Source organism: Ruegeria faecimaris (assembly GCF_900182615.1).
GTDB lineage: Bacteria > Pseudomonadota > Alphaproteobacteria > Rhodobacterales > Rhodobacteraceae > Ruegeria > Ruegeria faecimaris.
Window position 1 is genome coordinate 27,265 of sequence record NZ_FXTE01000019.1, and the last position, 24,767, is coordinate 52,031.

The following is a 24,767-nucleotide window of genomic DNA, read 5'->3' on the forward strand; positions in this document are numbered from 1 at the left end:
TGCTGCGCGGCGGCGGGCAAGGGGCCGGAAAGCGCTGGCATGTCGGACGGTGGCTACCTATCTTGAGCGAAACGATAAAAGCGGGGCGACGGCTTGGTCATCTCATCTATGGCAGACAGTCTTGTGCGCGGCATGGAATCCGTGGGCGACAGCGTTTCCGAAGCTCTGTTCGAGCCGGTCATCCGCCTTGGTGTCACCGGGTTGGCGCGTTCGGGCAAAACGGTGTTCATCACCTCGCTTGTTGCAAATCTGCTGGACCGTGGGCGAATGCCGGGCCTTGTTGCGCAGCATGAGGGACGGATCAACGCTGCTTACCTTCAGCCGCAGCCGGATGATACCGTGCCCCGGTTCGACTATGAAAACCACCTTGCTGCGCTGACCGGGCCAAACCCGCATTGGCCCGAAAGCACCCGCGCCGTGTCCGAGTTGCGCCTGTCGTTCAAGGTTCGCCCTGCCGGTCTGCTGTCTGGCCTGAAGGGGCCGCGAACCGTGCATCTGGATATTGTAGATTATCCGGGCGAATGGTTGCTGGACTTGGCCCTGCTGGACAAATCATATGACGACTGGTCAACCGAAACGCTGAACCGCATCACAGAGCGGGCCGAAGCACAAGAGTTTCTGGCGCAGGCCAAAGCGGTCGCGCCAGAGGCAAAACATGATGAGCCGGTGGCGCAATCTTTGGCGCAGGCGTTCTCGGGCTATCTGAACACGGCGCGCGATGCCGGGTTTTACGATTGTACCCCGGGACGGTTCCTGTTGCCGGGTGATCTGGCGGGATCACCGGTTCTGACCTTCGCGCCGCTGCCAGTCGAAGGGGTCGCCACCCGTAACAGCCTGCACCGCGAAATGGCGCGGCGCTACGAAGCCTATAAATTGCGCGTGGTCAAACCGTTCTTTCGCGAACATTTTGCCCGGATCGATCGACAGGTTGTTCTGGTCGACGCGCTGGGTGCGATTCACAAAGGGCCGAAAGCGGTTGAGGATATGCGCCGGGCGATGGGAGATATCCTGTCGGCCTTCCGTCCGGGGCGCAACGCGTGGCTCAGCCAGTATCTTCTGGGCAAACGGGTCGAGCGCATTTTGTTTGCCGCCACCAAGGCCGATCATTTGCACCACCTGCAGCATCCACGTCTGACCAGCATCATGGAGGCGTTGACACGCGACGCCCGTGACCGCGCCAGTTTTGCCGGGGCCGAGACCTCGGCTGTGTCACTGGCGGCTTTGCGGGCAACAACCGAAGAGATGCGAACCCATGAAGGAGTGCCGCTTGCCTGCGTGCGGGGCACTTTGCTTGATGGCAAGCAGGCGGCCTTCTACCCCGGTGAGTTGCCCGAAGACCCGGCTCATTTGTTGGGGGCAGCCCGCAGCGGAGCAGTAAGCTGGCTAGGCGAAGACTATGGGTTCATGAGTTTTGCGCCTGCGAACCTGACCCTGCGATCGGGTGACGGCCCGCCCCATATCCGGCTTGATCGCGCGGCCCAGTTCCTGATCGGAGACCGGCTATGACCGTAACGCTCCGCCCTGCGCGCAGCACCGATGCTGGCGCGACGGGGAAAATCCTGCATGGTTTTGCTTGTGAAAATGAGTGGATGCCAGAGCTGCATTCCTGTGCCGAAACCATCGCCTTTTGCGGCGTGATGATTGATCGCGACTGGATCACCGTTGCTGAAAACGAGGATGGTGTAGTTGGTTTTCTGGCATTGAATGGTTCAGAGGTCCATTCGCTTTACCTGCGTGCGTCAGCGCGCAATCAGGGGATCGGGCAGCGCCTGTTGGATCAGGCGAAATCTGGCCGACAAAAGCTGTCCCTGTTCGCCTTTCAGGCCAACCATGGCGCGCGAAGATTTTACGAGCGCAACGGATTTGCCGAGATTGCCCGCGGTGACGGGGCCGATAATGACGAAAACCTGCCGGACATCAAATTTGTCTGGAACAGAGAAAGGGCTGCTGATGGCTAAGGGTCCGGTTCTGATCGATCTTGATCCCGAGGAACCTGTTGCGGATGTCGCTTTGGCACCGCCCGTTCCGGATGCGGGCGAACCACAGGGGAAGGCGATGCAGGCCGCCGCGCGTCTGGCTGCACGGAAACCGTCGGCCCTGTCACGCTGGTTCTGGGGACTGGCGGCAGCGGTCATCGGCGCGGTTGTCTCGGTGGCGGCATGGGATTTTGTGACCGCTTTGCTGTTGCGCGCGCCGGTTTTGGGATGGGTCGTAACTGGCCTGATTGGCGCGTTGCTGCTGGTTGCCCTGATCATCGCTTTGCGGGAACTTGCTGCGATCGGGCGGCTTTCGCGTGTGGATGGCATCCGTCGCGCCGCAGACACCGCCTTGGCAGAGGCGGATCTGACGCAAGCCCGCGCCGTAACCAACCGGTTGTTGGCATTTTACAACGGGCGCGAGGACGTTCGATGGGGCCGCGATAGGCTGGCCGAACGTATCGCCGAGCCTTTCGATGCCTCGGATCTGATGGCTCTGGCCGAGGACGAGCTGCTGGCCCCTCTGGATGCCGCGGCCAGTCGAGAAGTCGAGGCCGCCGCGCGTCAGGTCGCGACGGTGACCGCTCTGGTTCCTCTGGCTCTTGCGGATGTGGCGACGGCTTTGGCAGCCTCGTTGCGAATGATCCGGCGCATAGCTGAGATCTATGGTGGAAGGGCCGGTTTTCTGGGCAGCTGGCGCCTGACCCGGGCGGTCTTTGTGCATCTGGTCGCAACCGGCGCGGTGGCAATGGGCGACGACTTGCTGGAACCGGTGCTGGGTGGGTCTGTCCTGAGCAAACTGTCGCGGCGGTTTGGCGAAGGCCTGGTTAACGGGGCGCTTAGCGCGCGCGTCGGCGTGGCCGCGATGGAGGTCTGCCGTCCTTTACCGTTCTCGGACCGTCACAAGCCCTCGACCCGGTCGATGATCAAGCGTGCGCTGGCGGGGCTGTTTTCGAAAACTTGACCTGAGACAAAGCGTTCCTGCCAGCCGCGCATCATAACAAAGCAGGAGGCACGTATGACAGACCATGGACACAGCCAGCAAGAAATCGCGGCACGTATCAACGCGCCGCCGGGGCGTGGCGTTTTGCGTGATGTGGTTTACGGCGGGATCGATGGATCAGTCACCACTTTTGCCATCGTTGCGGGCGTTGCCGGGGCGGGGCTGTCACCGTTCATCATCATAGCGCTGGGGCTGGCCAATGTGCTGGCTGACGGGTTTTCGATGGCGGCGGGGAATTACTCGGGCACCAAGGCTGAACTGGATAACATCCGGCGCATTCGCGCGATCGAGGAGCGTCATATACATCTTTACCCCGATGGTGAACGGAACGAGGTGCGCGAGATTTTAGCCCAGAAAGGACTGTCGGGCCGTGTGCTGGACGAAGCCACCGATGCGATCACGGAAAACCATGACAACTGGATCGACCTGATGATCGAGGGAGAATATGGCCTGGGCAGCGTCGATCCGCATCCGCGCAAAGCTGCGGTGGCGACGTTTTTTGCCTTTCTTGTGGCCGGCATGGTTCCGCTTTTGCCGTTTCTGTTTTCGGTGGACCGGGCATTTGCTGCTTCGGCCTGGATGACGATGGGTGTTTTCTTTGCCATTGGTGCCCTCAAAAGCCGCTGGTCGCTGGCTCCGTGGTGGCGGTCAGGGATCGAAACGCTGCTGATTGGTGGGGCCGCTGCCGCAATCGCCTATTTCGTCGGTTCACTGTTTCACCACTAGCGGTCGGAATTGTCGCAGTTTGCCCGGTGCCGCAGACGGCTGCCGCTCGACCCGCTAGGTTGGGGCGCAACTTCAGCAGGTTAGGTACCCGATGCAAGGTTCTGGGAAAAATATACTTGTTCTAGGCGCTTATGGGTTTATCGGCGCGGCGATGATGCGGTCTCTTTCGGATCGAGATGCCAATGTATGCGGCCTTGTGCGCGATACAAACCTGGGTGAGAAAATCCTGCCCGGGATGTCTTTGGCTCAGGGAGATTTGCGCCAGCTCACGCACCCACACGATTGGCTGGAAATTCTGTCAGGTTTTGATTGTATCGTGAACTGCGCCGGGGCGTTGCAGGACGGACCAAAGGACGATCTTGAGGCGGTGCATCACACTGCGATTGCCGCCCTCGGGCAGGCCTGCGCCGCGCGCGAGATTGCTTTGGTTCAGATTTCTGCAACCGGAAGCAGCCCAGAGGCCGACACGGAATTCATGCGCACCAAAGCCTCCGGGGATGCCGCCTTGCAGGCCAGTGGTGTGCCGCTGTGGATTCTAAGGCCGGGCCTTGTGATCGGACAGACTGACTATGGTGGAACGACCTTGTTGCGCATGCTGGCCGCAATTCCGCTTGTGCAACCGATCGCCTATCCGCAGACGCTGGTTCAATGTGTTGGAATGGCCGATTTGTGCAGCGCCGTGGCGGCGGCCGTTGATGAGACGTTGCCACAGGGTACCTATGATCTGGTCGAGGATCAGGCTCATTCGCTGTCCGAGGTTCTGGACGAAACCCGCCATTGGATGGGGTTCCCTAAGGCACGTGTTCGGATAACAGCACCGGCTGTGGTTGCTAAATTCGCCGCCGGATGCGCCGATCAACTTGGGCGCTTGGGGTGGCGTTCGCCCCTTCGCAGCAACGCGATGACAGTCATGGCGAGCGGAGTTCTTGGTGACCCGGTCCCTTATCGCATGGCGACGGGTCAATCCATGCGCTCAATGCCCGAGATTTATCGCAGCATGGCCTGTTCCCGCGAACACAGGTTGGCTGCACGGATGTCGTTGCTGATGCCGTTGACGGTTGCGGTGCTCAGCCTTTTCTGGGTTCTCTCAGGTGTTTTCGGATTGCTGAGCCTGCCGCAAGCCACACAAGTCCTAACCGTCGCAGGCTGGACCAGTGGTGCCGCTGTGGTCAGTGTGCTGTTCTGGTCATGTGTCGATATCTTTCTGGGGCTTGCGATCCTTTGGCGTCCCTGGGCAGAACGCGCCTGCATGGCTCAGCTCGGTGTGTCGATCTTTTACCTGTTGGCGGCCTCATTTATGGTTCCTGCTTTGTGGCTCGACCCGCTTGGACCGCTTGTTAAAGTCATTCCCGCGATCATGTTGTCGCTGGTCGCACTGCCAATGGTGAAAAGCCGATGATGGACCCGGATCTGATCTTGCGCTGGTTTCATGTGATCGGGGCCTGCGTCTTGTTGGGAACCGGGGCCGGAATCGCATTCTTCATGCTGATGGCCCATCGGTCACGCGACCCGCGTTTCATTGCCCAGACGGCGGCAATCGTGGTGCTGGCCGATATGCTGTTCACCACAACCGCCGTTGTTTTGCAGCCAATTTCAGGTGGCTTGCTCGCCTTCAGATTGGGCTGGTCACTGGTCGAAGGGTGGGTGCTGCTGTCACTATTGCTGTATGTCTTGACCGGGGTCTTCTGGCTGCCGGTCGTCTGGATGCAGATAAAGATGCGGAACCTCGCGCAAGAGGCGGCAGATCGCGATACTGCTCTGCCGCGTTCGTATTTCATATTGTTCCGGCTTTGGTTTGCATGTGGGGTCCCCGCATTTCTGGCCGTTTTGGCCATAGTCTGGCTCATGATTTCCCGCCCTTCGATAGACCTGTTTTGATTTCAGGCTGTGTCGCGGTATGCAGGACGGTATTCCGGACTGTTTCTACCTGATGCATCAGGTTAGCCTGCAGAGAACTTGATAGGAGAAACAGGTTGGAATCCCTTCTGGTCCTTCTTGCGTTGGTTGCGCTGGCTATTCCTTTGACCATTGTGCTGCTGCTTGTCAGTCAGGTTCGGTTGCGGCGGCGGGTCGTCCGGTTAGAGGCGGACATCCTGTCACTGAAACAAGGCACCAATACTGAACCAGAACCCGCGACAGAGCCCGAGCCCAAGGCGCAGGCTATTCCGACCAAAGCGCCTCCAGTGTGGCCGACAGCCGACCAACCTGAGACCGAACAGCCAATCCCCCCGCAATCTCCTCAAGAAGCACTGGTTTTCAGCTCTGACCGTTTTGCTTTGCTGCAGGAATGGCTGCAGGAAAACTGGTTCTATGTCGTTTCGGCACTGTCGCTGGCACTGGCGGGAATTTTCTTGGTGCAATACGGCGTCGAGAACGGGTTGCTGCCGCCGTCGGCACGTGTCGTTGCCGCATTGTTGTTTGGCGCGGCGCTGATTGTCAGCGGAGAGGTCATTCGCAGGCGCTATGGCGATGGCGTGGACTCCGCGAGCGCCTATTTGCCCTCGGTGTTCTCAGGCGCGGGGCTGGTCACACTGTTTGGCGGCGTTCTGGCGGCGCGGCAACTATATGGCTTGATCGGCCCTGAATTTGCGCTTGTCGCCATGATTGGCGTTGCATCTGTCGGGCTGGTTTTGGGCTGGTTCCATGGTCCGCTATTGGCAGCTGTCGGATTGACAGGTGCCTTTGCCTCCCCATTCTTGGTCGGTGGCTCTTCGGATGATCCGACCTGGTTATATGGCTACTTCCTAACCATAACGGTTCTGGGCCTGGGCATAGACACCGTCCGCCGATGGGCGTGGATTTCGGTTCTGACACTGGTCGGAGGTTATTCTTCGTGTCTGCTGCTGGTCCTGTCGGAACCGATGACAGAGCCGGGCTATCTGACCTGCATCACCGCCTTTGCGCTCATCACTATTGCGATTCCGGTCCGGCGAATTTGGCCTGATCACACCGGCCCGATGGTCAGCGAAATGATCCGACGCCAAAGCGGTAAGGCATGGCCCGAGTTTCCGACGCGTCTGGCATTTGGTGCGGTTGCGGTCAGCTCGGCCATCCTGGCGCTGCACTGGCCGGATTCCGCCGGTGAGTTCTGGTTGAGCCTGACGCTTTTGGCTGGTCTGGCCCTTGCGATGATCGTTTGGACAAGCGGGGCGAGGGCACTTCAGGACATCAGTGTTTTCCCGATTGTTGGCCTTGTCTCGCTCGTATTTCTCCAGGGGTGGGATCGTGGCAAAGTCGCACAGCGTTTTGCTGAGACCTATGCCGAAACCCCCGAGGCGGATTTTCCCTTTGTCGTGACATTGCTTGTGGCACTGGGTGCAGCCCTGTCAGTTGCGGCGGCGTGGCGGTCGATGCAGCAGGGGCGCTATGGCGTGGTCTGGGCGGCTGGGGCGGTAATAACCGCACCGATACTTGCCATCGCTCTTGAGATCGCTTGGCGCCCGGCCGAGGTTTTGGGCGCGTATTTCTGGGGGCTGCACGCAATGGCTCTGGGTGCCTTGATGGTGGTCTTTGCCGAACGCTATGCGCGCGTGGATGGTGAACAACGTATACGTCCTGCGCTGGCCACGTTATCCGCGCTGTCCTGTCTTGCATTTGCCTGTGTCATCGTGCTGAGTTCTGGCGCCTTGACGATTGCGCTGGTTGTGACCGTTGTAGCCGCTGCCGCGCTGGATCGTCGGTTCAACCTGCCTCAGCTCAGTTGGTTTATCTGGGCCGGGGTCTTCACGGTGACTGTGCGGCTGATCCTGAACCCGGGCCTGTACTGGGCCAATACGGTGCCGGTCGGTGAAATGACGTTGGTCTATGGCGCCGCCACCCTTGGATATGTTCTCGCCTGGGGCCTGATCCGGGGATTGAACCGCCCCGTTGCAATCTTGCTACTGGAAAGCGCAGCCTGGGCAACCGCGGGGATATTGCTGTCATTGCTGCTGCTGCGCTGGCTGGAAGGGTTCGGTCAAGGAGGGATGGAGGACAGCCATTGGGGGTTGGGCCTGATGGCGGTGATCTGGCTGCTGTTGGCGGCGGCACAGATACGGCGGTTCGCTTTGGGCGGGCCGTTGAACTATGTCCGCTATGGGCTGGCGGCGTTCTTTGCCGCCCATGCCCTGTTCCGACTTGCGCAAGCGCTGACCGAGGCAAATCCCGTTCTTTATTTGCACAGTGATCCCGTGTTGGGGCCTGCGCTGATGAACACGCTTGCCATAGCCTACCTTCTTCCTGCCGGGGTCCTTGCCATGTCAGCCTGGCGCGTTGAACCGATGCCGGTTTGGTTGCGGCAGGGCTGTTTCGGTCTTGCGGGTGCGCTTGCAGCATATTGGTTGGGTGCTTCTATTCGTCATTTCTGGCAGGGTCCCGGTGGCATGTATGTCGGGGCTGGGGTCAGCCAACCAGAGCTTTACACCTATACCTTGGCCCTTTTGATTGCAGGCGCGGCGCTATTTTATCAATCTTTGGCCCGTCGGTCCGACCTGTTGCGCAAATTGGGGCTGGCTGTGATCGGACTGGCCGTGGCTAAGGTATTTCTGATCGACATCGCCGGGCTGGGCGGCCTGATCCGGGTCTTTTCGCTGCTGGCGCTGGGGCTTGCACTGGCCGGTTTGGCGTGGCTGAATCGCTGGGCAAAGCTGCGCCAATCGCCACAAGGGGCGGAACCTCTGGACCATTAGCTGTGGGCGTCCTATAAGCGCGGCCATGTATGCCCGTCTGGCCATCATTATTCGAATTATTTCCCCGGCGCTCTGACCACTGAGACGCCGGGCAAAGGTGTTTGAGAACTCGCACCGACCGCTTCGATCCCAATACGACCAGATCATCCAAAGGACGCCCCCAATGTGCGCCGACACGACCCAAACACCTGATTACAAAGACACGCTGAACCTGCCGAAAACCGATTTCCCCATGCGCGCAGGCCTGCCCAAGCGCGAACCCGCATGGCTGGAACGCTGGGAAGAGATCGGTGTCTATGACCGCCTGCGTGAAAAACAGGGCCGCACGCCCTTTACCCTGCACGATGGCCCTCCGTATGCGAACGGTCACCTTCATATCGGTCACGCGCTGAACAAGACGATCAAAGACATGATCGTGCGCAGCCATCAGATGATGGGCCACGACGCGCGCTATGTGCCAGGATGGGATTGTCACGGTCTGCCGATCGAATGGAAGATCGAGGAACAGTATCGCAAGAAGGGCAAGAACAAGGACGAGGTGAACGTTGTCGACTTCCGTCAGGAATGCCGCAAGTTCGCCGAGGGCTGGATCGACATCCAGCGTGAAGAGTTCAAGCGTCTGGGCATCACCGGCAACTGGGCCGATCCCTACATCACCATGGACTATCACGCCGAGGCTGTGATCGCGGATGAGTTCATGAAGTTCCTGATGAACGGAACGCTCTATCAGGGGTCCAAGCCAGTCATGTGGTCGCCGGTTGAAAAAACCGCGCTGGCCGAAGCCGAGGTCGAGTATCACGACAAGGAAAGCTTCACCATCTGGGTGAAGTTCAAGGTTGTGAATGCAGCCGATCTGGATGACGCGTTTGTTGTGATCTGGACGACGACACCTTGGACCATGCCGTCGAACAAGGCTGTGGTCTATGGCAAGGACATCTCCTACGGGCTGTACGAAGTCACTGATGCGCCAGAGGAATGCTGGGCTGCTGTTGGCGACAAGTTCCTGCTGGCGGACAATCTGGCCGCTGACGTGCTGGGCCGCGCCCGCTTGAACGACGACCAGTGGACCCGCGTCCGTGATATCACAGCAGATGAGCTGTCATCTGTCCAACTGGCCCACCCGCTGGCCGGGGCCGAGGGCGGTAATGGCGAATGGGATGACATCCGCGACTTCCGCGCGGCTGAGTTCGTGACCGACACAGAAGGAACGGGGTTTGTTCACTGCGCGCCGTCGCACGGGATGGAGGAATTTGAGCTCTACCGTGATCTTGGCATGCTGGAGCAGGTCATCACCTATAACGTGATGGACGATGGTTCGTTCCGCGCTGATCTGCCGTTCTTTGGCGGCAAATACATCCTGTCCCGCAAGGGCGGTGAGGGTGATGCCAACAAGTCCGTGATCGATAAGCTGGTTGAGGTTGGCGGGTTGCTGGCGCGCGGAAAGATCAAGCACAGCTATCCGCATTCCTGGCGCTCGAAGGCTCCGATCATCTATCGCAACACGCCGCAATGGTTTGCCTCGGTCGACCGCAAACTGGACGACGGCATGGGCGAAATGGGCGATAGCATCCGCGAACGCGCCCTGCGTTCGATCGACGAGTTGGTGAAATGGACCCCGCAGACCGGCCGGAACCGTCTGTATTCCATGATCGAGGCCCGGCCAGACTGGGTTCTGTCGCGCCAGCGCGCCTGGGGCGTACCGTTGACCTGCTTTACCAAGAAGGGCGCTCTGCCGACCGATCCCAATTTTCTGCTGCGCGACCCTGGCGTGAATGCGCGCGTCAAAGAAGCGTTTGAACAGGACGGGGCCGATTGCTGGTATCTTGACGGCGCGAAAGAGCGCTTCCTGGGCAATGACTATAACCCGGATGACTGGAATCAGGTGTTCGACGTTCTGGATGTTTGGTTCGACTCGGGCTCGACCCATGCCTTTGTGCTGCGCGACCGTGAGGACGGCACCGAGGACGGCATCGCCGATGTATATATGGAAGGCACCGACCAGCATCGTGGGTGGTTCCATTCGTCGATGCTGCAGGCCTGCGGCACCAAGGGCCGCGCGCCCTATCGCAACGTGGTGACCCATGGCTTTACGCTCGATGCCAAGGGCAACAAGATGTCCAAATCGCTGGGCAACACCATCGTGCCCGAAGAGGTCATCAAGCAATACGGTGCCGATATCCTGCGCCTGTGGGTGGCTCAGACCGATTACACCGCTGACCAGCGGATCGGACCTGAAATCCTGAAGGGCACCGCCGACAGCTATCGTCGGTTGCGCAACACCATGCGGTTCATGCTGGGCTCGCTGGCTGATTTTTCTGAGGCCGACCGGGTGGACCCTGCGGATATGCCGCGCCTGGAACGCTGGGTGCTCAGCCGTCTGGCCGATTTGGATGAACAGGTGCGAAAAGGATATGCGTCTTTCGACTTCCAGGGCGTGTTCAGTGCGGTGTTCACCTTTGCAACCGTTGATCTGTCGTCCTTCTATTTCGACGTCCGCAAGGATGCGCTGTATTGCGACGGCGACAATCTGCGCCGTCGTGCCGCGCGCACCGTGCTGGATATACTGTTCCACCGTCTGACCACATGGCTGGCCCCAGTTCTGGTCTTCACTATGGAAGAGGTCTGGCTGGAGCGTTTCCCGGGTGACGACAGCTCGGTCCATCTGGTGGACTTCCCGGATACACCTGCCGACTGGCGCAATACCGAGCTTGAGGCTGGCATGGCCAAGATCCGCCGGGTCCGCCGCGCTGTGACTGCCGCGCTCGAAGTTCAGAGACAGGATAAGGTCATCGGTTCCAGCCTTGAGGCCGCACCGATCGTGCATGTCGAAGATGGTGAAACCCGCAATCTTCTGGCAACGTTTGACGTCGATGACATGTGCATCACGTCCGGTTTGACCGTCACCGGAGATCCGGCCCCGGCCGAGGCGTTCCGCGTGCCGGAAATCGAGGGCGTGGCCGTGGTGTTCGAAAAGGCTGAGGGCGAGAAATGTCAGCGCTGCTGGAAAATCCTGCCTGATGTTGGGCGCCATGCGCATGACGGCGTGTGCGGGCGTTGTAACGACGCGCTGAGCTAATCAGTGTTCTGCGGCTGAGGCGGAGTCTTTTGCGAGGCTCTGCCTCGCGCTCCGAGGTATTTTTGGCCAGATGAAGATCCGGATCCGCAGAATTCGGGTTGTGATGCGCGCGGTTTCTGTCAGCCTGTTCGCATGGGAATGATTGCGGTTGAGACCCGTTTCGGGACTTTGGGTGTTGAAGGAACAGATGGCGCGGTGACGCGTCTGATCTGGAATGGCGGCAATCAGGGCGAAGTCACGCCCCTGTTGCAGGAGGCCGCCGCGCAGCTGCGCGCCTATGATCAGGGGCGGTTGGACAGGTTCGATCTGCCTTACCGTATCGAGGGGTCGGAATTCCTGCGTCAGGTTTGCGACCTGATGTTTGCCATTCCGCTGGGCGAAACCAGAACTTATGGTGATCTCGCGAAGGAACTCGGTCAGCTCCCGCAACCTGTGGGGCAGGCCTGTGGCGCCAATCCCATTCCGGTGATTATCCCCTGCCACCGGGTGCTGGCCGCAAACGGGCTGGGCGGGTTTTCAGGTGATGGCGGGATTGAAACCAAAGTCGCGCTGTTGCGCCATGAACGCGCCGCCGGTCTGCTGATCTAGAAAGCGGAATTCTGTTGCAATCCCGCTGGTTGATGCCCAATTTGTTTCAAATAGAGATTTCAAAGGATCGCATGGTATGACCGATCAACCAGACCTGGCAGCTCGTAAAAAGGCCATCATCGACCGCCTTATGTCGCTTGAGGAGCAAGAGCTTGCGACCGCGCAGGCGCATTACGACGCTTTCCTGAAAGATTCGCAGCTTGATGACCGGGAAGGGCATGACAAGGATGACATCGCGGCCTCGCGTGAGAATGCCGATCTGGCAGCAGCCTTCGATGCGCCGGTTCATGCTCATCATGCCAAGATCGATGTGATCGAGAATACGGATTTTGATCTGACCGACAGGGTGCAACCGGGTGCGGTGGTCAAGTTCAACAACCGGCGCTTTGTGGTCTGCGTCTCGACCACGCGGTTCGAAGTGGACGGCAAAACCTATATGGGCATCTCAACCCAAAGCCCGATTTACCTGGCGATGGCAGGCCTGCAACAGGGTGATGTGTTCGCTCATAACGGAACCGAGTTCGAGGTGCAGGAGGTCCTGTGACCTTAAGCTTTGCGCGGCGGGATCACCTGCTGGGAAATTCCTGCGAACACCAGATACAAGCTGGTGATCACCAGACCCCAATGGGCCCAGCTTTCGGGGTGGAAATCGACCCAGGCAGCCCATCCGGCGAAGAAGGTCCAGGCAAATGCCATCGGCAGTGACACATTGCGCCAACGTTCTGTGCGCACTGGGTGGATGAACTTCAATGGCAGGAACATCGCCAGCGAAAGCAGCGTCACCAGCAGCAGGATAACCCAGAAATTGGGCTCGAGCGCGAAGATCACGATGACGAACATGTTCCAGCAGCCCGGAAAGCCGGAAAAGGAATTGTCCTTCGTTTTCATCCGCGTGTCGGCGAAATACATGGCGCTGGCAAAGGTGATGACGATGATGGCGAACCAGCCGGTCCAGCCGTCCATCAAGCCCGATTTGAACAGGGCAAAGGCCGGGATGAACACATAGGTCAGGTAATCAATGATCAGATCCAGAAGCACGCCGTCAAATTCCGGGGCGTTCTTTTTGACGTGATAGTGCCGCGCCAAGGGGCCGTCGATACCGTCCACAATAAACGAGACGACCAGCCACAGATACATCAGGCTCCACTTCTCTTCGACGGCGGCCAGCATGGCGAGCATTGCAAATACGGCGCCGGTCGCGGTGAATAGATGTACGGAAAGAGCTTTGAATCTGTGTGTCATGGTGTCTCTTGAATGATGCGCGGGCCAGATGCAAACCAAAAGCCCGGTCAATTTGGATAGTGTTTGCTTAGGCTTTTGGGTGGGTGCGGTTGTAAACTTCCATCAGGCGCGCCGTGTCGACCGCAGTATATGCTTGGGTGGTGGACAGCGATGCGTGGCCCAGCAATTCCTGAATGGTGCGTAGATCACCGCCCGCAGACAGCAGGTGGGTCGCGAAACTGTGGCGCATGGCATGGGGTGTTACAGTGGAGGGCAGCCCAAGCTGCTGGCGCGCTTTGGCCATCACACCTTGAATGGCTCGGGGGTTCAGGGGGCCTCCGCGAACCCCGCGAAACAGTGCCTTCTCCCTGGATTGGGGGTGGGGGCACAGCTTTACATATTGATCTACAGCTGTTTGCGCGACCGGCAGGACCGGGACGACCCTTTCCTTGTTTCCCTTGCCGGTGATCCGCAGCGAGTTGGGCAAAGGGGTATCCGCTCCGGTCAGTGAGAGAGCCTCGGAAATACGCAAACCACAGCCATATAAAAGAGTAACGACTGCAACGTCGCGGGCAGAAACCCAGTCGCTGGCTGATTGCATCTCGACCGTTTCAATCATCGCACGTGCGGCATCCTCGGCCATGGGTCGAGGGAGTTTTTGGGTAAATTTGGGGGCGCGCGTCGACAGAACTGCGGTCGGCTCAAACCCTTCACGCTCGGAAAGCCAACGGTAGAAGGTTTTTACGGCGGAAAGTTTGCGCGCAAGCGAGCGCGAGCCAACGCCGGATGCGCGCTGATCGGCCATCCATGCCCGCATGTCCGAGATCGTAATCCGTGCAATCGCCGCCATCCCCTGGCTTTCGCTATGGTGCAGTGTCATGAAGGACAGAAATTCGGACACATCCCCCCGATAGGCGGTCAGCGTGTTTTCGGACCGGCCTGACAAGGCCCCCAGGCCATCAAGCCAGTTTTGCAGTGCGTCACGACAAGCCGGAGAAATAAGGCTCACGACAGCCAATGGCGCATCGACCGTTCGAAGACACCAGCAAAGAAAGTCAGAAGATCCGTGCCCAGCTTTGGCGTAAAGTGCCTGGGGTCTTTTGCGCTCATGATGATCATGCCAGGCAGGCGGCCTTCGCCCAAATCCAGCCTCAGACAAGCTTCGGAGCGCAGGTGATCCGCATCACTGCCGAATATCCTGTGCGCGGGGTGGATGATTTCACGCAAGACGACCTCGCGTGCTGGGCCGCTGTGGTCAAAGGTCAGATAGTTGTCGACGAAACCGGGTTCGACGATGGCCAGCACGCCAGCCAGTCTTGAGATAGCCGGGTCTTTCTGGACTGCCGTCGTTTCAAGAACCAGCGTAATGCGTTCGACACGCAGTATGTCAGCCACATCTGCACCAAGTATTTGCAGGAATTCCTCAAATCCGACCGGTTCAAGTAGCCGAAGAATGGCCCGATGAACCTGATTTGTGCCTGCCAGATTTTCATAGGCTGCCGCAATGACCGAGCGGTGCGTATCCTCCAGCCGGTCCAGCCGGGCTTCGAGCCGTTGCATGGCTATGCCGCGCAGGTCGATGACGTTATTCCCGCGCGCCTGCTCATTTGCGGTGACGAGGGCCTGCATCAGGTCCTTGTCATCCAGAATGGCATCTGGTTCGGCCAGAATCGCCTCGCGCAAGGTGTCCTTGAGTATGGTGTTGCTGCTCATGTCCTGTCCGGTCTTTTTTATTTTTCGGCCTTATAGCACGGCTTGCCGGATCTGCCTCGGGAAAAATGAGCGTCAATTTGAATTTCGCGGGGAATGTGGTCGGGAAAACTCCAGTCTGCAGAGATCTGATCCGAGATCAGATTCAAAGCAGCTGGGCCGAGCGCGGCGCCAGGGGCGCCGCGCGGGTTCGCGCAGAATCAGAGGATTTTCTGACCCGTTTTGGCCCAATCGGACAGGAAGGTTTCAAGGCCTTTATCGGTCAGCGGATGATCGGCCAGCTTTTTGATCACGGCGGGTGGTGCGGTGATCACGTCGGCACCGATGCGGGCGCTGTCGGTCACGTGGTTCACGGTGCGGATCGAGGCGGCGAGGATTTCGGTCTCATATCCGTAATTGTCATAGACCTGACGGATATCAGCGATCAGGTCCATGCCATCTAGGTTGATGTCATCCAGACGCCCGATGAAGGGCGAGATGAAAGTTGCGCCGGCTTTGGCGGCCAGAATCGCCTGATTGGTCGAGAAACAGAGGGTCACATTGACCATCTGGCCTTCGTCACTAAGCGTTTTGCAGGTTTTCAGGCCCGCCCATGTCAGCGGCACTTTGACAGCGATATTCGGGGCGATCTTGGCCAGCTTGCGACCTTCGGCGATCATGTCGTCGGCTTCGGTTGCCACGACCTCGGCCGAGACCGGTCCGTCGACCAGATCGCAGATTTCCTTGGTCACTTCCAGAATATCGCGGCCTGACTTCAGGATCAGCGAAGGGTTGGTGGTGACACCGTCCACCATGCCCAGATCGTTCAGTTCGGCGATTGCGTCGATCTCGGCTGTGTCTACGAAGAATTTCATGCGGGCAGTCCTTTGATGGGTTGGCCTTGGTCGCGGATGGCTTTACCTCAAAGAGACCCATGCTGGAACCCCTTGCCAAGGATATGCATTGAGCACTCAGGAGTTTTTCGACCAAGGTGAGCTGGTGGCGGTGCTGACCGCCCAACCGCTGGACCGGGCGCTTGACTATAAGGCGCCCGAGGGCGGGTGCTTTCTGGGCGCTTTTGTCGAGGTGCCGCTGGGCCCGCGCAAGGTCTTGGGCGTGGTCTGGGGGCCGGGGCAGGGTGGCTTTGATCTTGCCAAGGCCCGCTCGGTGATCCGGGTGCTTGAAGTCGCGCCGATGCGCGAAGAGATGCGCCTGTTTCTGGGGCGCGTCGCCGATTACACGCTGACCCCGATGCCTGCGATGTTGCGATTGGCCACGCGCGCGCCCGGATTGGGCGATCCGCCTTCGATGCGCAAGGTCTATCGGCTTGGCGACAGGAACCCTGACAGGGTGACCGACGCGCGGACCCGTGTGTTGGAGGTGCTGCGCGACTACGGCGGGTTGGCCTTTACGCTGAAGGAACTGGCCGAACAGGCGGGTGTGACCTCCTCAGTCGTCAAGGGATTGGTTAAGTTAGGTGCGGTGCGGGAAGAGGACAGCCCGCGCGATCTGCCCTATCCACATCTTGATCCGGATTTGCCGGGCAAGGCTTTGACCGAGGATCAGGCCGCAGCCGTTGAGGTTCTGCAATCTGGCCTGCGGACGGGCGACTATGGCACCACATTGCTGAAAGGCGTCACCGGGTCGGGCAAGACCGAGGTTTATCTTGAGGCGGTCGCCGAAGCGTTGCGCCAGGGGCGGCAGGCGCTGGTTCTGCTACCCGAGATTGCCCTGACTGCCGAATTCCTGACGCGCGTGGAGGCACGGTTCGGCGCGCGCCCGGCAGAGTGGCATTCGGGCGCGACGATGACCGAACGCCGTCGAGTCTGGCGCATGGTGGGGCAGGGCGATGCACAGCTGGTTGTCGGCGCGCGCTCGGCCCTGTTTCTGCCGTTTCGCAATCTTGGGTTGGTCGTGGTCGATGAAGAACATGACACTTCGTACAAACAGGAAGACGGGGTGCATTACAGCGCCCGTGACATGGCTGTGCTGCGGTCCGCCATTTGCGGCGCGCGCGTTATTCTGGCAAGTGCGACGCCGTCACTGGAAAGCTGGGCCAATGCCGAAGCAGGCAAGTATGAGCGGCTCGATTTGACTTCGCGCTTTGGCGATGCGGTGTTGCCCGAGATGAAGCCCATCGACATGCGGGCCGAGAAGATGCAGCCGGGGACGTGGATTTCTCCATCGCTGCGGCAGGCCGTCCATCAGCGGATCGAGCGGGGTGAACAATCCCTTCTGTTTATTAACCGCCGGGGATATGCGCCGGTCACCCTGTGCCGGGCTTGTGGCGAGCAAATTGCCTGCGATCACTGCGATGCGCGCATGGTCGAACACCGGTTTCTCAAGCGGCTGATGTGCCACCAATGTGGCGAGACCAAACCCATGCCAGAGGTCTGCCCCTCTTGTCAGGTCGAAGGCAAGCTGGCCCCGGTTGGGCCAGGGATAGAACGGCTGGCAGAAGAGGCCGAGGCGACCTTCCCCGAGGCGAATATCGCCATGCTGTCCTCTGATCTGTTCGGATCGGCGCGCGCGTTGAAGGCGAAAATCGAAGAGATTGCTGCGGGTGATGCCGATATCGTCATCGGCACGCAGCTTGTGGCCAAGGGGCATAATTTCCCGAAACTGACACTGGTCGGTGTCATTGACGCCGATCTCAGCCTGCATGGGGCGGATTTGCGTGCGGCCGAGCGCACATTCCAGCTGATGCGGCAGGTGGCTGGCCGCGCCGGGCGCGCGGATAAGCCCGGACAGGCGCTGTTGCAGACGTTCCAGCCGGAACATCCCGTCATTCGCGCCATCCTGTCGGGCGATGAAGAGGGGTTCTGGAAAGCCGAAGCGGCCGGGCGGTTGGCAGCCGGAGTTCCCCCCTATGGACGCATGGCCGGTATCGTTCTGTCTGGCCCCGAGGTCGGTCCCGTTTTTGACATCGGCAACGCCATGGCCCGCAACGACGCCCCGTTGCGGCAGATCGGTGCGCTGGTCTTTGGTCCAGCGCCTGCGCCCATTGCGCGTATCCGCGGGCGACACAGGGTGCGGCTGCTGGTCAAAGCCCCCAAAGGAGCGCCAATTCAGGATGCCATCGCCCGTTGGATAGCACCGCTGCGGCTGAAGGGCGACATCAGGCTGACCGTTGATATTGACCCGCAAAATTTCTACTGACCTCTGCATTCATGCAGAGCCAATGTGCGTGCCCTTCTTCCCACTCGCCAAAACCTGAAAATGGGCGTAGAGGGACTCTCATGCTGAAACCCATGCCACTTTCCGAGGCGCAAAGCCTTCCGTTCTGGCGCCGTCCCATCACGCTTTTATTCGCGATGGCACTGACCATGCCCATTGCTTTCAACGCATGGAGCGCGTTGTTGAATAATTTCGTTATTGAAGTGGCGAATTTCGACGGTGCCGACATCGGCCTGCTGCATACCGTGCGCGAGATCCCAGGCTTTCTGGCTGTAGGCGTAATTGCCGTGATCTTGTTTGTTCGGGAGCAGGTGCTGGCGATGATCTCGCTGATCATGCTGGGTGTTGCGACTGCGGTGACAGCGTGGTTCCCAAGCCTTGGTGGCTTGTTGTTCGTCACACTGCTGAGCTCGATCGGGTTCCACTATTATGAAACCGTGAACCAATCCCTTCAGCTGCAGTGGTTGCCCAAGGACCGAGCGCCGCAATTTCTGGGCTGGATGGTCGCCATGGGATCAGCTTCGACATTGGTTATCTATGGGCTGATTGTCCTGACGTGGGATCGGTTCGATCTGTCCTATAACACTGTATTCATGGCTGCGGGTGGGCTGACGGCTTTGCTGGCGTTGTTCTGTCTGGTCGCCTATCCGCAGTTCGACGCGCCGACTCCGCAAACCAAAAAAATTGTGCTGCGCCGCCGATACTGGCTGTACTATGCGCTTCAGTTCATGGCGGGCGCGCGTCGTCAGATCTTTGTCGTTTTCGCCGGTTTCATGATGGTCGAGAAATTCGGGTTTGAGGTCCACGAACTCACCGGTCTTTTCTTGATCAACCTGGTTATCAACATTTCGGTTGCGCCGATGTTAGGCAAAGCTGTGTCCGTATTCGGTGAACGTCGCACTTTGATTTTCGAATATGCAGGCCTGGCAGTTGTATTTGCAGCCTATGGCGGCATTTATTGGTTCGGTTGGGGCGTTGTTCTGGCGGCTACTCTCTATGTGATTGACCATGTGCTTTTCGCGCTGGCTCTGGCGCTTAAAACCTATTTCCAGAAAATTGCCGATCCGGCAGATATTGCGCCAACCGCAGCGGTTGCCTTTACGATCAACCATATCGCCGCGGTATTCCTACCAGCGCTTCTGGGCCTGCTCTGGGTGTACTCGCCCGGAGCGGTCTTTGCGGTGGCTGCAGCGATGGCGTTGATTTCGTTATCGCTGTCGCTGCTGATCCCGCGCCACCCAGAGCTTGGGAATGAGACGATACTGTCGAAATACGCGCCCGCTCCGGCGGAATAGCTGCCAATGCTTGACCTTCGCGGGCCCGCACCCTAGGCGCTGTGTCAGCTGACACAGGAGGCTCCCATGCCCACATTCACCGCGCTTACCACCCTGACCGGCAAAAAATCAGCCGATGGTCTGGGCGAAGCCATGGAGCGTCTTGATCCCGAACCCACGGGCGTGGGCGTATTCGAAGTCGAAGATGGTTCGGGCCTGTGGGAGATTGGCGGTTACTTCACCGAAGCGCCGGATGAAACGGCACTGGCGGTTCTGGCGGCTGCGTTCGGATCCAAACCCTTTGTAATCTCGGAACTGCCCGAAACCGACTGGGTCGCCCATGTCCGCCGTGAATTGGCGCCTGTCGAGGCTGGCCGCTTTTTCGTCTATGGCTGTCACGATGCCGACAAGCTGCCCGAAGGCCGTATCCCTTTGTTGATTGAGGCTGCAATGGCTTTCGGTACCGGGCATCACGGCACCACCCTTGGGTGTCTCAAGGCTCTGGATTTTCTGCTCGATCAGGGTTTTACCGCGACAAAAGTTGCAGATATCGGCTGCGGCACCGCCGTTCTTGCGATGGCTGCAGCCCGCGTTTGGGATGGCGACATTATCGCCAGCGACATTGATGAGGTCGCCGTCGACGTCGCCGAAGCCAACCTGAAGGCAAACGGCATGTCAGGGAAGGTTCAATGTGTCGAGGCTGCGGGGTTTGATCATCCGGAGCTGAAATCTCTTGCGCCCTATGACCTGATATTCGCCAACATCCTCAAGGGCCCATTGGTGGCCCTGGCGCCCGAAATTTCAGCGAATCTGCGGGTTGGGGGTAAGGCGATTCTATCGGGAATCCTTAACGAGCAAGCCGAGGACGTTGTTTCCGTTTATCTCCAAAATGGCTTCAATGCCTCTAGAAATGACCAAATTGGTGAATGGACGTCGCTAGTCTTAACCAAACAGGGCTAAAATCGGGCCATTTGCAGGAGTTTTGTGGGGTTTCGCCTCTTTTTTGTCGCAATCTGTTTTTACCGTCAATGACGTGGAATTGGGGGGCGGTTGATTTGGAGGCTGCCATGACTGGAAAACAAATTGAATTTGATCAGCGCGTTCATCGGCTGAACAAGAAACATTCGAAGATGACCCGTGGTTATCGTGCGACTATGCGCAAAGATGGCCTGGTTGTTATGAAACCACAGCGGGTTCAGTCCGCGGTGCCTGCAAAGGCTCTGCTGATCTGCTTGGCTGGGCTGTTCGCATTCAAAACGCTTTTGCTGACCAGCTTGGGGTCGTCGGCCTACCAGTATCGTGTCGATAGCCTTGCGCAAGGGACCGAAGTGGAGAAGGCGGGGGCATGGATCATGCAGATCGACCCGGTATCACAGGCCCTCTCGTCTCAACTCAGCAAAGTTCTCCGCTAAGTTTCTTCCGTTTTGAATAGAAACGCCGCGTATCCGGGGATACGCGGCGTTCTTCTTTGCCCCGAGGGAGAAGGGGAAAATCAACGGTAGGTTTGCTTTGCCTTAACGGCGGCCTTCAACGACGATTTCAATGTCGCCACGGCACAGGCCGATATCTTCCAGCTCGCGGTCCGACAGACCGCTCAGCGCGTTGCGTGTAACGCGGGCATCATTCCATTCGACAACGGCGTTTACGACCATTGCGAAAGTCGCGCCGATACGGCCGACGAGGCCAAATGAGCCAGTGGTGGTGCGGGTTGTGTCCAGTGCAGCCATATCCTGTTTCCTTCCGGTTTGTGTTAAACTCTGATCTTGCGATCTGACGGGCATGTAGGGATGGTTTTCTGACTGCACAAGCATAGAAATTGCATGTGTCCTATGCGTTTTTTGCAATGCTCGAAAAACATGAAAACGCCTTAATTTATTGGCAATTTTGCCTTCATCAAACTGGTCGAAACCCGACCTTTTCCGGTCGTAATCAGCCCATTCTGTCGGAGACAGGACGACCGTGTCGCAATCTGACCATTAGTCAATTCGCTTGGAAAATGTTCTTGTTTCGTGCTAGTCGGTAAAAAAGAACACACAAACCCGAGCAGGCCGAGGCTATATATGCGAATTCTGGGCATTGATCCGGGGCTACGGACCCTGGGATGGGGCGTCATCGAATCACATGGCAGCCGTCTCAGTCATGTTGCCAATGGGTTATGTAAATCGGACGGGGATGATCTGGGAGAGCGGTTGTTATCGCTCCACAATCAGATCGTCGAAGTGATTGCCGAGCATCAGCCCGATCAGGCCGCCATCGAACAGACCTTTGTGAACAAGGACGGGGCCGGTACGCTTAAGCTGGGTCAGGCGCGGGGTGTGGCGTTGTTGACGCTGGCGCAGGCCGGATTGCCAGTGGGAGAATATGCGCCCAACCGAGTCAAGAAAACGGTTGTGGGCGTGGGCCATGCCGAAAAGGAACAGGTTCTTCATATGGTCAAGTTGCAACTGCCGGGCTGTCAGCCCAAGGGCGCGGATGCCGCGGATGCGCTGGCGATAGCGATCTGTCATTCCTTTTACGGGGCAACGCCACAGTCGCGGATGAAACAGGTGCGGGCATGATTGGCAAGCTGACAGGCCGGTTGGATTACCGCGCGCCGGATCACGTGCTGATCGACGTGCGTGGGGTCGGCTATCTGGTCTATTGCTCGGACCGTACGATGGCTGCGCTGCCGGGCGTGGGTGAGGCGATCTCGATCTACACCGACATGGTGGTGCGCGAGGATTTGATGCAGCTTTACGGGTTCCTTTCGCTGGTCGAGAAGGAATGGCATCGCCTGCTGTGCTCGGTGCAAGGGGTCGGGGCCAAGGTCTCGCTAGCAATCCTCAGCGCCTTGGGCCCCGATGGTGTCAGCAGGGCGATTGCTCTGGGCGATTGGGGGGCGGTCAAGGCAGCCAAGGGCGTGGGCCCAAAAACCGCGCAGCGGATCGTGCTGGACCTCAAAGACAAGGCGCCCGGCGTTATGGCCATGGGCGGCACGGTGACCGAGGCAATGGATGGCCCCGCGCTGGATGTGGTGGAACTGACTGAACCGACACCTGTACCAAAGCGGCCCACCATAAGCGCATCAGGTAATGCAGCAGCATCTGCCGGGGCATTGTCGGCACTCTCCAATCTGGGCTATGGCCCGTCCGAGGCCGCGTCAGCCGTGGCCGAAGCCGCGGCAAGCTTGCCCGAAGCGGGTGAGGCGGACCTGATCCGCGCTGCGTTGAAACTGTTGGCTCCGAAAGGGTGATTGAATGGTAGATGCCGATCCCACCCTGCGCCCCGAGCCGTTGCCGGAAGACAATGACCGCGCCTTGCGCCCGCAGGGACTGGACGAATTCATCGGTCAAGCCGAGGCGCGCGCCAATCTGCGTATCTTTATCCAATCCGCTCGCCAAAGGGGTGAGGCAATGGATCATACGCTGTTCCATGGCCCTCCGGGTCTGGGCAAAACCACGCTGGCGCAGATTATCGCGCGTGAGTTGGGGGTGAATTTTCGGATGACATCTGGCCCGGTTCTGGCAAAGGCGGGCGATCTGGCGGCGATCCTGACCAATCTGGAAGCGCGCGATGTGCTGTTCATTGACGAAATCCATCGATTGAATCCAGCGGTCGAAGAGGTCCTGTACCCGGCGATGGAGGATTTCGAGCTGGATCTGGTGATTGGTGAAGGCCCGGCCGCGCGCACGGTGAGGATCGAGTTGCAGCCGTTTACTCTGGTCGGGGCCACCACCCGGATGGGGCTGCTGACCACGCCGCTGCGCGACCGCTTTGGCATCCCGACACGCCTGCAGTTCTATACCGTTGATGAATTGCACGAGATTGTCACCCGCAACGCGCGCAAGCTTGGGGCACCGGCTGATGACAGCGGCGCCCGAGAGATCGCGCGCCGGTCACGCGGAACGCCTCGGATCGCCGGGCGCCTGCTGCGGCGGGTGGTGGATTTCGCAATCGTCGAAGGCGATGGACGGATCACCCGCGATTTGGCTGATGGGGCGTTGACGCGGCTGGGGGTCGATCATCTGGGGCTGGACGGCGCGGACCGCCGGTATCTGAAGCTGATCGCCGAGAATTACGCGGGCGGGCCGGTAGGTATCGAAACCTTGTCGGCAGCTCTGTCGGAAAGCCGGGACTCGCTGGAGGAGGTGATCGAACCCTTCCTCTTGCAGCAAGGCCTGATCCAACGCACACCGCGTGGCCGGATGCTGGCGCAGAAGGCGTGGACGCATCTGGGCATGGCCGCACCCAAGGGGCAAAACGATCTGTTTGGTTGAAGCCGAGCCTGCGAGCTTTTAAGGGTTTCGCCAAACATTGTCCGATTGCCGAGGATTGCGCGTGACACCCGACGACATTCAAGCCCTGTTCACCCGCGAAAGCGGAGAGTTCCTGTTTGCGCGCTGGGGCCGCCCCATCGTGCCGATCGTCTTTGGGGTCGAAGATGAAAGTTTGGCCACGGTCAAAGGCGCGTTCGAGGCAGTGGTAACACTGGCAGGGCATCAGATGGCAGAAACCGACCCCGAGCTTGGCGCCAACTGCATGGTCTTTTTCTTCCGCGACTGGAAAGAACTGACAGAAGTGCCCGATCTGGACCGTTTGGTCCCTGATCTGGGGCCGTTGGTTGATCGGTTGATCGCGGCCGATGCCAACCAGTACCGGATATTCCGTTTTGAAGAAGACGGCGCCATTCGTGCGGCCTTTGTGTTTTTGCGGATGGACAATGAATTGTCGCAAGTCCCCGCTGAAACGCTTGCGCTCAGCCAGGTGGTGCAAACGGTGCTGCTCTGGTCCGATACCGCTTTTCGCAACCAGTCGCCCTTGGCAGTGGCGGGTGACGCGACGATATTGCGACCAGACATTGCCGGGTTGATCCGGGCGGCATACGATCCTGTCCTGCCGGGCGCGGCGCAGGATGCCTCTCATGCGCTGAGATTGTTTGCCAGATTGGATCAACCGCAATGAAGCACGTCTATTCCGTTAAAGTTTATTACGAAGACACCGATATGGGCGGCGTGGTCTATCACGCTAACTATTTGAAATACATCGAACGCGCCCGGTCGGACTATGTGCGGCGCCTGGGCAATGACCAGAATGCGATGCGTGACGCAGGTATCGTTTGGGTCGTGCGCCGGATCGAGGCGGAATACCTGGCCCCGGCCAAATTTGACGACGATCTGGAGATCGAGACCGAAATCAAGTCTCTGTCCGGTGTCCGTCTGATCATGGCGCAAGTGGTCAAACGGGGCGAAGAGGAGATTTTTCGCGCCATCGTTACCGCCGTCTGTATGAATGCGCAGGGCAAGCCCGTACGCCTTCCGGCAGAGATTCGCGCATTGTTGTAACAATTTGCAGGGCCCGGGTGGTTCTGTTGGCAATTCGCCCCCATCTGCG

General features: G+C 59.0%; 24 protein-coding genes. 19 read left to right on the top strand and 5 right to left on the bottom strand.

Going from position 1 to position 24,767, the window contains the following annotated elements:
- Positions 1–93: 93 nt before the first annotated feature.
- The 10 genes from FN806_RS19175 to FN806_RS19220 all read left to right on the top strand — a co-directional run bounded on the left by FN806_RS19175 (position 94) and on the right by FN806_RS19220 (position 12,580).
- A complete protein-coding gene (locus FN806_RS19175; RefSeq protein WP_142640136.1) occupies positions 94–1,506 on the top strand; it encodes a YcjX family GTP-binding protein in 1,413 nt (470 codons plus the stop codon).
- Positions 1,503–1,958 (top strand): GNAT family N-acetyltransferase, encoded by a 456-nt coding sequence (locus FN806_RS19180; protein WP_142640138.1) that lies wholly within the window; start codon positions 1,503–1,505, stop codon positions 1,956–1,958. The genes FN806_RS19175 and FN806_RS19180 overlap by 4 nt, the downstream gene beginning before the upstream one ends.
- Positions 1,951–2,940: a YcjF family protein gene (locus FN806_RS19185; RefSeq protein WP_142640202.1), complete on the top strand. Its 990-nt coding sequence runs from the start codon at positions 1,951–1,953 to the stop codon at positions 2,938–2,940. Before FN806_RS19180 ends, FN806_RS19185 begins: the two co-directional genes overlap by 8 nt.
- Before the next feature lie 54 nt (positions 2,941–2,994).
- Positions 2,995–3,705 (top strand): VIT1/CCC1 transporter family protein, encoded by a 711-nt coding sequence (locus tag FN806_RS19190; protein ID WP_142640140.1) that lies wholly within the window; start codon positions 2,995–2,997, stop codon positions 3,703–3,705.
- Between the two features lie 91 nt (positions 3,706–3,796).
- Positions 3,797–5,104, top strand: a complete 1,308-nt coding sequence (locus tag FN806_RS19195; protein ID WP_142640142.1) for an SDR family oxidoreductase — start codon at positions 3,797–3,799, stop codon at positions 5,102–5,104.
- Positions 5,104–5,583 carry a DUF2269 family protein gene (locus tag FN806_RS19200; protein ID WP_221929504.1) on the top strand — a complete coding sequence of 160 codons (480 nt, stop codon included), beginning with the start codon at positions 5,104–5,106 and terminating at the stop codon, positions 5,581–5,583. The genes FN806_RS19195 and FN806_RS19200 overlap by 1 nt, the downstream gene beginning before the upstream one ends.
- 95 nt (positions 5,584–5,678) lie before the next feature.
- Positions 5,679–8,372, top strand: a complete 2,694-nt coding sequence (locus FN806_RS19205) for a DUF2339 domain-containing protein (RefSeq protein WP_142640145.1) — start codon at positions 5,679–5,681, stop codon at positions 8,370–8,372.
- A gap of 163 nt (positions 8,373–8,535) precedes the next feature.
- A complete protein-coding gene (ileS, locus tag FN806_RS19210) occupies positions 8,536–11,448 on the top strand; it encodes an isoleucine--tRNA ligase (RefSeq protein WP_142640146.1) in 2,913 nt (970 codons plus the stop codon).
- A gap of 132 nt (positions 11,449–11,580) precedes the next feature.
- On the top strand, positions 11,581–12,036 hold the full coding sequence (locus FN806_RS19215) for a methylated-DNA--[protein]-cysteine S-methyltransferase (protein WP_142640153.1): 456 nt from the start codon (positions 11,581–11,583) through the stop codon (positions 12,034–12,036).
- A 76-nt stretch (positions 12,037–12,112) separates the two neighbouring features.
- Complete coding sequence (locus tag FN806_RS19220; RefSeq protein WP_142640155.1) at positions 12,113–12,580, top strand: GreA/GreB family elongation factor; 468 nt, start codon at positions 12,113–12,115, stop codon at positions 12,578–12,580.
- Positions 12,581–12,582: 2 nt separating this feature from the next.
- Here FN806_RS19220 and FN806_RS19225 read toward each other — a convergent pair whose 3' ends face one another.
- The 4 genes from FN806_RS19225 to fsa all read right to left on the bottom strand — a co-directional run bounded on the left by FN806_RS19225 (position 12,583) and on the right by fsa (position 15,821).
- The gene (locus FN806_RS19225; RefSeq protein WP_142640157.1) at positions 12,583–13,278 is read right to left on the bottom strand and encodes a CDP-alcohol phosphatidyltransferase family protein; all 696 of its coding nucleotides are present in this window, start codon (positions 13,276–13,278) and stop codon (positions 12,583–12,585) included.
- Positions 13,279–13,345: 67 nt separating this feature from the next.
- Positions 13,346–14,266: a tyrosine recombinase XerC gene (locus FN806_RS19230; protein ID WP_142640159.1), complete on the bottom strand. Its 921-nt coding sequence runs from the start codon at positions 14,264–14,266 to the stop codon at positions 13,346–13,348.
- Positions 14,263–14,970 (bottom strand): DUF484 family protein, encoded by a 708-nt coding sequence (locus FN806_RS19235; protein WP_142640161.1) that lies wholly within the window; start codon positions 14,968–14,970, stop codon positions 14,263–14,265. The genes FN806_RS19230 and FN806_RS19235 overlap by 4 nt, the downstream gene beginning before the upstream one ends.
- A 197-nt stretch (positions 14,971–15,167) precedes the next feature.
- Positions 15,168–15,821, bottom strand: coding sequence for a fructose-6-phosphate aldolase (gene fsa, locus FN806_RS19240; RefSeq protein ID WP_142640163.1), 654 nt, complete (start codon positions 15,819–15,821; stop codon positions 15,168–15,170).
- Positions 15,822–15,909: 88 nt separating this feature from the next.
- Here fsa and FN806_RS19245 point away from each other — a divergent pair, with 88 nt between their 5' ends.
- From FN806_RS19245 to FN806_RS19260, 4 genes are all read left to right on the top strand, one after another.
- The gene (locus FN806_RS19245) at positions 15,910–18,105 is read left to right on the top strand and encodes a primosomal protein N' (protein WP_142640165.1); all 2,196 of its coding nucleotides are present in this window, start codon (positions 15,910–15,912) and stop codon (positions 18,103–18,105) included.
- Between the two features lie 80 nt (positions 18,106–18,185).
- Positions 18,186–19,418 (top strand): MFS transporter, encoded by a 1,233-nt coding sequence (locus FN806_RS19250; protein WP_142640167.1) that lies wholly within the window; start codon positions 18,186–18,188, stop codon positions 19,416–19,418.
- Positions 19,419–19,484: 66 nt separating this feature from the next.
- A complete protein-coding gene (locus FN806_RS19255) occupies positions 19,485–20,357 on the top strand; it encodes a 50S ribosomal protein L11 methyltransferase (RefSeq protein ID WP_142640169.1) in 873 nt (290 codons plus the stop codon).
- A gap of 107 nt (positions 20,358–20,464) precedes the next feature.
- A complete protein-coding gene (locus tag FN806_RS19260) occupies positions 20,465–20,809 on the top strand; it encodes a hypothetical protein (protein ID WP_142640171.1) in 345 nt (114 codons plus the stop codon).
- Positions 20,810–20,911: 102 nt separating this feature from the next.
- Here the strand turns inward: FN806_RS19260 and FN806_RS19265 are convergent, their stop codons facing one another.
- The gene (locus tag FN806_RS19265; RefSeq protein WP_142640173.1) at positions 20,912–21,124 is read right to left on the bottom strand and encodes a DUF1127 domain-containing protein; all 213 of its coding nucleotides are present in this window, start codon (positions 21,122–21,124) and stop codon (positions 20,912–20,914) included.
- 333 nt (positions 21,125–21,457) lie between these two features.
- Between FN806_RS19265 and ruvC the strand changes: the two genes are divergently transcribed.
- From ruvC to ybgC, 5 genes are all read left to right on the top strand, one after another.
- Positions 21,458–21,955: a crossover junction endodeoxyribonuclease RuvC gene (gene ruvC / locus FN806_RS19270; RefSeq protein ID WP_142640175.1), complete on the top strand. Its 498-nt coding sequence runs from the start codon at positions 21,458–21,460 to the stop codon at positions 21,953–21,955.
- On the top strand, positions 21,952–22,629 hold the full coding sequence (gene ruvA, locus FN806_RS19275; protein ID WP_142640177.1) for a Holliday junction branch migration protein RuvA: 678 nt from the start codon (positions 21,952–21,954) through the stop codon (positions 22,627–22,629). Before ruvC ends, ruvA begins: the two co-directional genes overlap by 4 nt.
- Before the next feature lie 4 nt (positions 22,630–22,633).
- Entirely contained in the window at positions 22,634–23,653 is a 1,020-nt protein-coding gene (gene ruvB / locus FN806_RS19280; protein WP_142640179.1) for a Holliday junction branch migration DNA helicase RuvB, read from the top strand.
- Positions 23,654–23,714: 61 nt separating this feature from the next.
- Positions 23,715–24,338: a hypothetical protein gene (locus FN806_RS19285; RefSeq protein WP_142640181.1), complete on the top strand. Its 624-nt coding sequence runs from the start codon at positions 23,715–23,717 to the stop codon at positions 24,336–24,338.
- Entirely contained in the window at positions 24,335–24,718 is a 384-nt protein-coding gene (gene ybgC / locus FN806_RS19290) for a tol-pal system-associated acyl-CoA thioesterase (RefSeq protein ID WP_142640183.1), read from the top strand. The genes FN806_RS19285 and ybgC overlap by 4 nt, the downstream gene beginning before the upstream one ends.
- The last annotated feature ends 49 nt before the right edge of the window (positions 24,719–24,767 follow it).

Bases quoted from the DNA above. Each gene is read 5' to 3' on its own strand.
- FN806_RS19180 (WP_142640138.1), top strand. From the start codon at position 1,503: ATGACCGTAACGCTCCGCCCTGCGCGCAGCACCGATGCTGGCGCGACG.
- FN806_RS19185 (WP_142640202.1), top strand. From the start codon at position 1,951: ATGGCTAAGGGTCCGGTTCTGATCGATCTTGATCCCGAGGAACCTGTT.
- FN806_RS19190 (WP_142640140.1), top strand. From the start codon at position 2,995: ATGACAGACCATGGACACAGCCAGCAAGAAATCGCGGCACGTATCAAC.
- FN806_RS19195 (WP_142640142.1), top strand. From the start codon at position 3,797: ATGCAAGGTTCTGGGAAAAATATACTTGTTCTAGGCGCTTATGGGTTT.
- FN806_RS19200 (WP_221929504.1), top strand. From the start codon at position 5,104: ATGGACCCGGATCTGATCTTGCGCTGGTTTCATGTGATCGGGGCCTGC.
- ileS (WP_142640146.1), top strand. From the start codon at position 8,536: ATGTGCGCCGACACGACCCAAACACCTGATTACAAAGACACGCTGAAC.
- FN806_RS19215 (WP_142640153.1), top strand. From the start codon at position 11,581: ATGGGAATGATTGCGGTTGAGACCCGTTTCGGGACTTTGGGTGTTGAA.
- FN806_RS19220 (WP_142640155.1), top strand. From the start codon at position 12,113: ATGACCGATCAACCAGACCTGGCAGCTCGTAAAAAGGCCATCATCGAC.
- FN806_RS19225 (WP_142640157.1), bottom strand. From the start codon at position 13,278: ATGACACACAGATTCAAAGCTCTTTCCGTACATCTATTCACCGCGACC.
- FN806_RS19235 (WP_142640161.1), bottom strand. From the start codon at position 14,970: ATGAGCAGCAACACCATACTCAAGGACACCTTGCGCGAGGCGATTCTG.
- fsa (WP_142640163.1), bottom strand. From the start codon at position 15,821: ATGAAATTCTTCGTAGACACAGCCGAGATCGACGCAATCGCCGAACTG.
- FN806_RS19250 (WP_142640167.1), top strand. From the start codon at position 18,186: ATGCTGAAACCCATGCCACTTTCCGAGGCGCAAAGCCTTCCGTTCTGG.
- FN806_RS19255 (WP_142640169.1), top strand. From the start codon at position 19,485: ATGCCCACATTCACCGCGCTTACCACCCTGACCGGCAAAAAATCAGCC.
- FN806_RS19260 (WP_142640171.1), top strand. From the start codon at position 20,465: ATGACTGGAAAACAAATTGAATTTGATCAGCGCGTTCATCGGCTGAAC.
- FN806_RS19265 (WP_142640173.1), bottom strand. From the start codon at position 21,124: ATGGCTGCACTGGACACAACCCGCACCACCACTGGCTCATTTGGCCTC.
- ruvC (WP_142640175.1), top strand. From the start codon at position 21,458: ATGCGAATTCTGGGCATTGATCCGGGGCTACGGACCCTGGGATGGGGC.
- ruvA (WP_142640177.1), top strand. From the start codon at position 21,952: ATGATTGGCAAGCTGACAGGCCGGTTGGATTACCGCGCGCCGGATCAC.
- ruvB (WP_142640179.1), top strand. From the start codon at position 22,634: ATGGTAGATGCCGATCCCACCCTGCGCCCCGAGCCGTTGCCGGAAGAC.
- ybgC (WP_142640183.1), top strand. From the start codon at position 24,335: ATGAAGCACGTCTATTCCGTTAAAGTTTATTACGAAGACACCGATATG.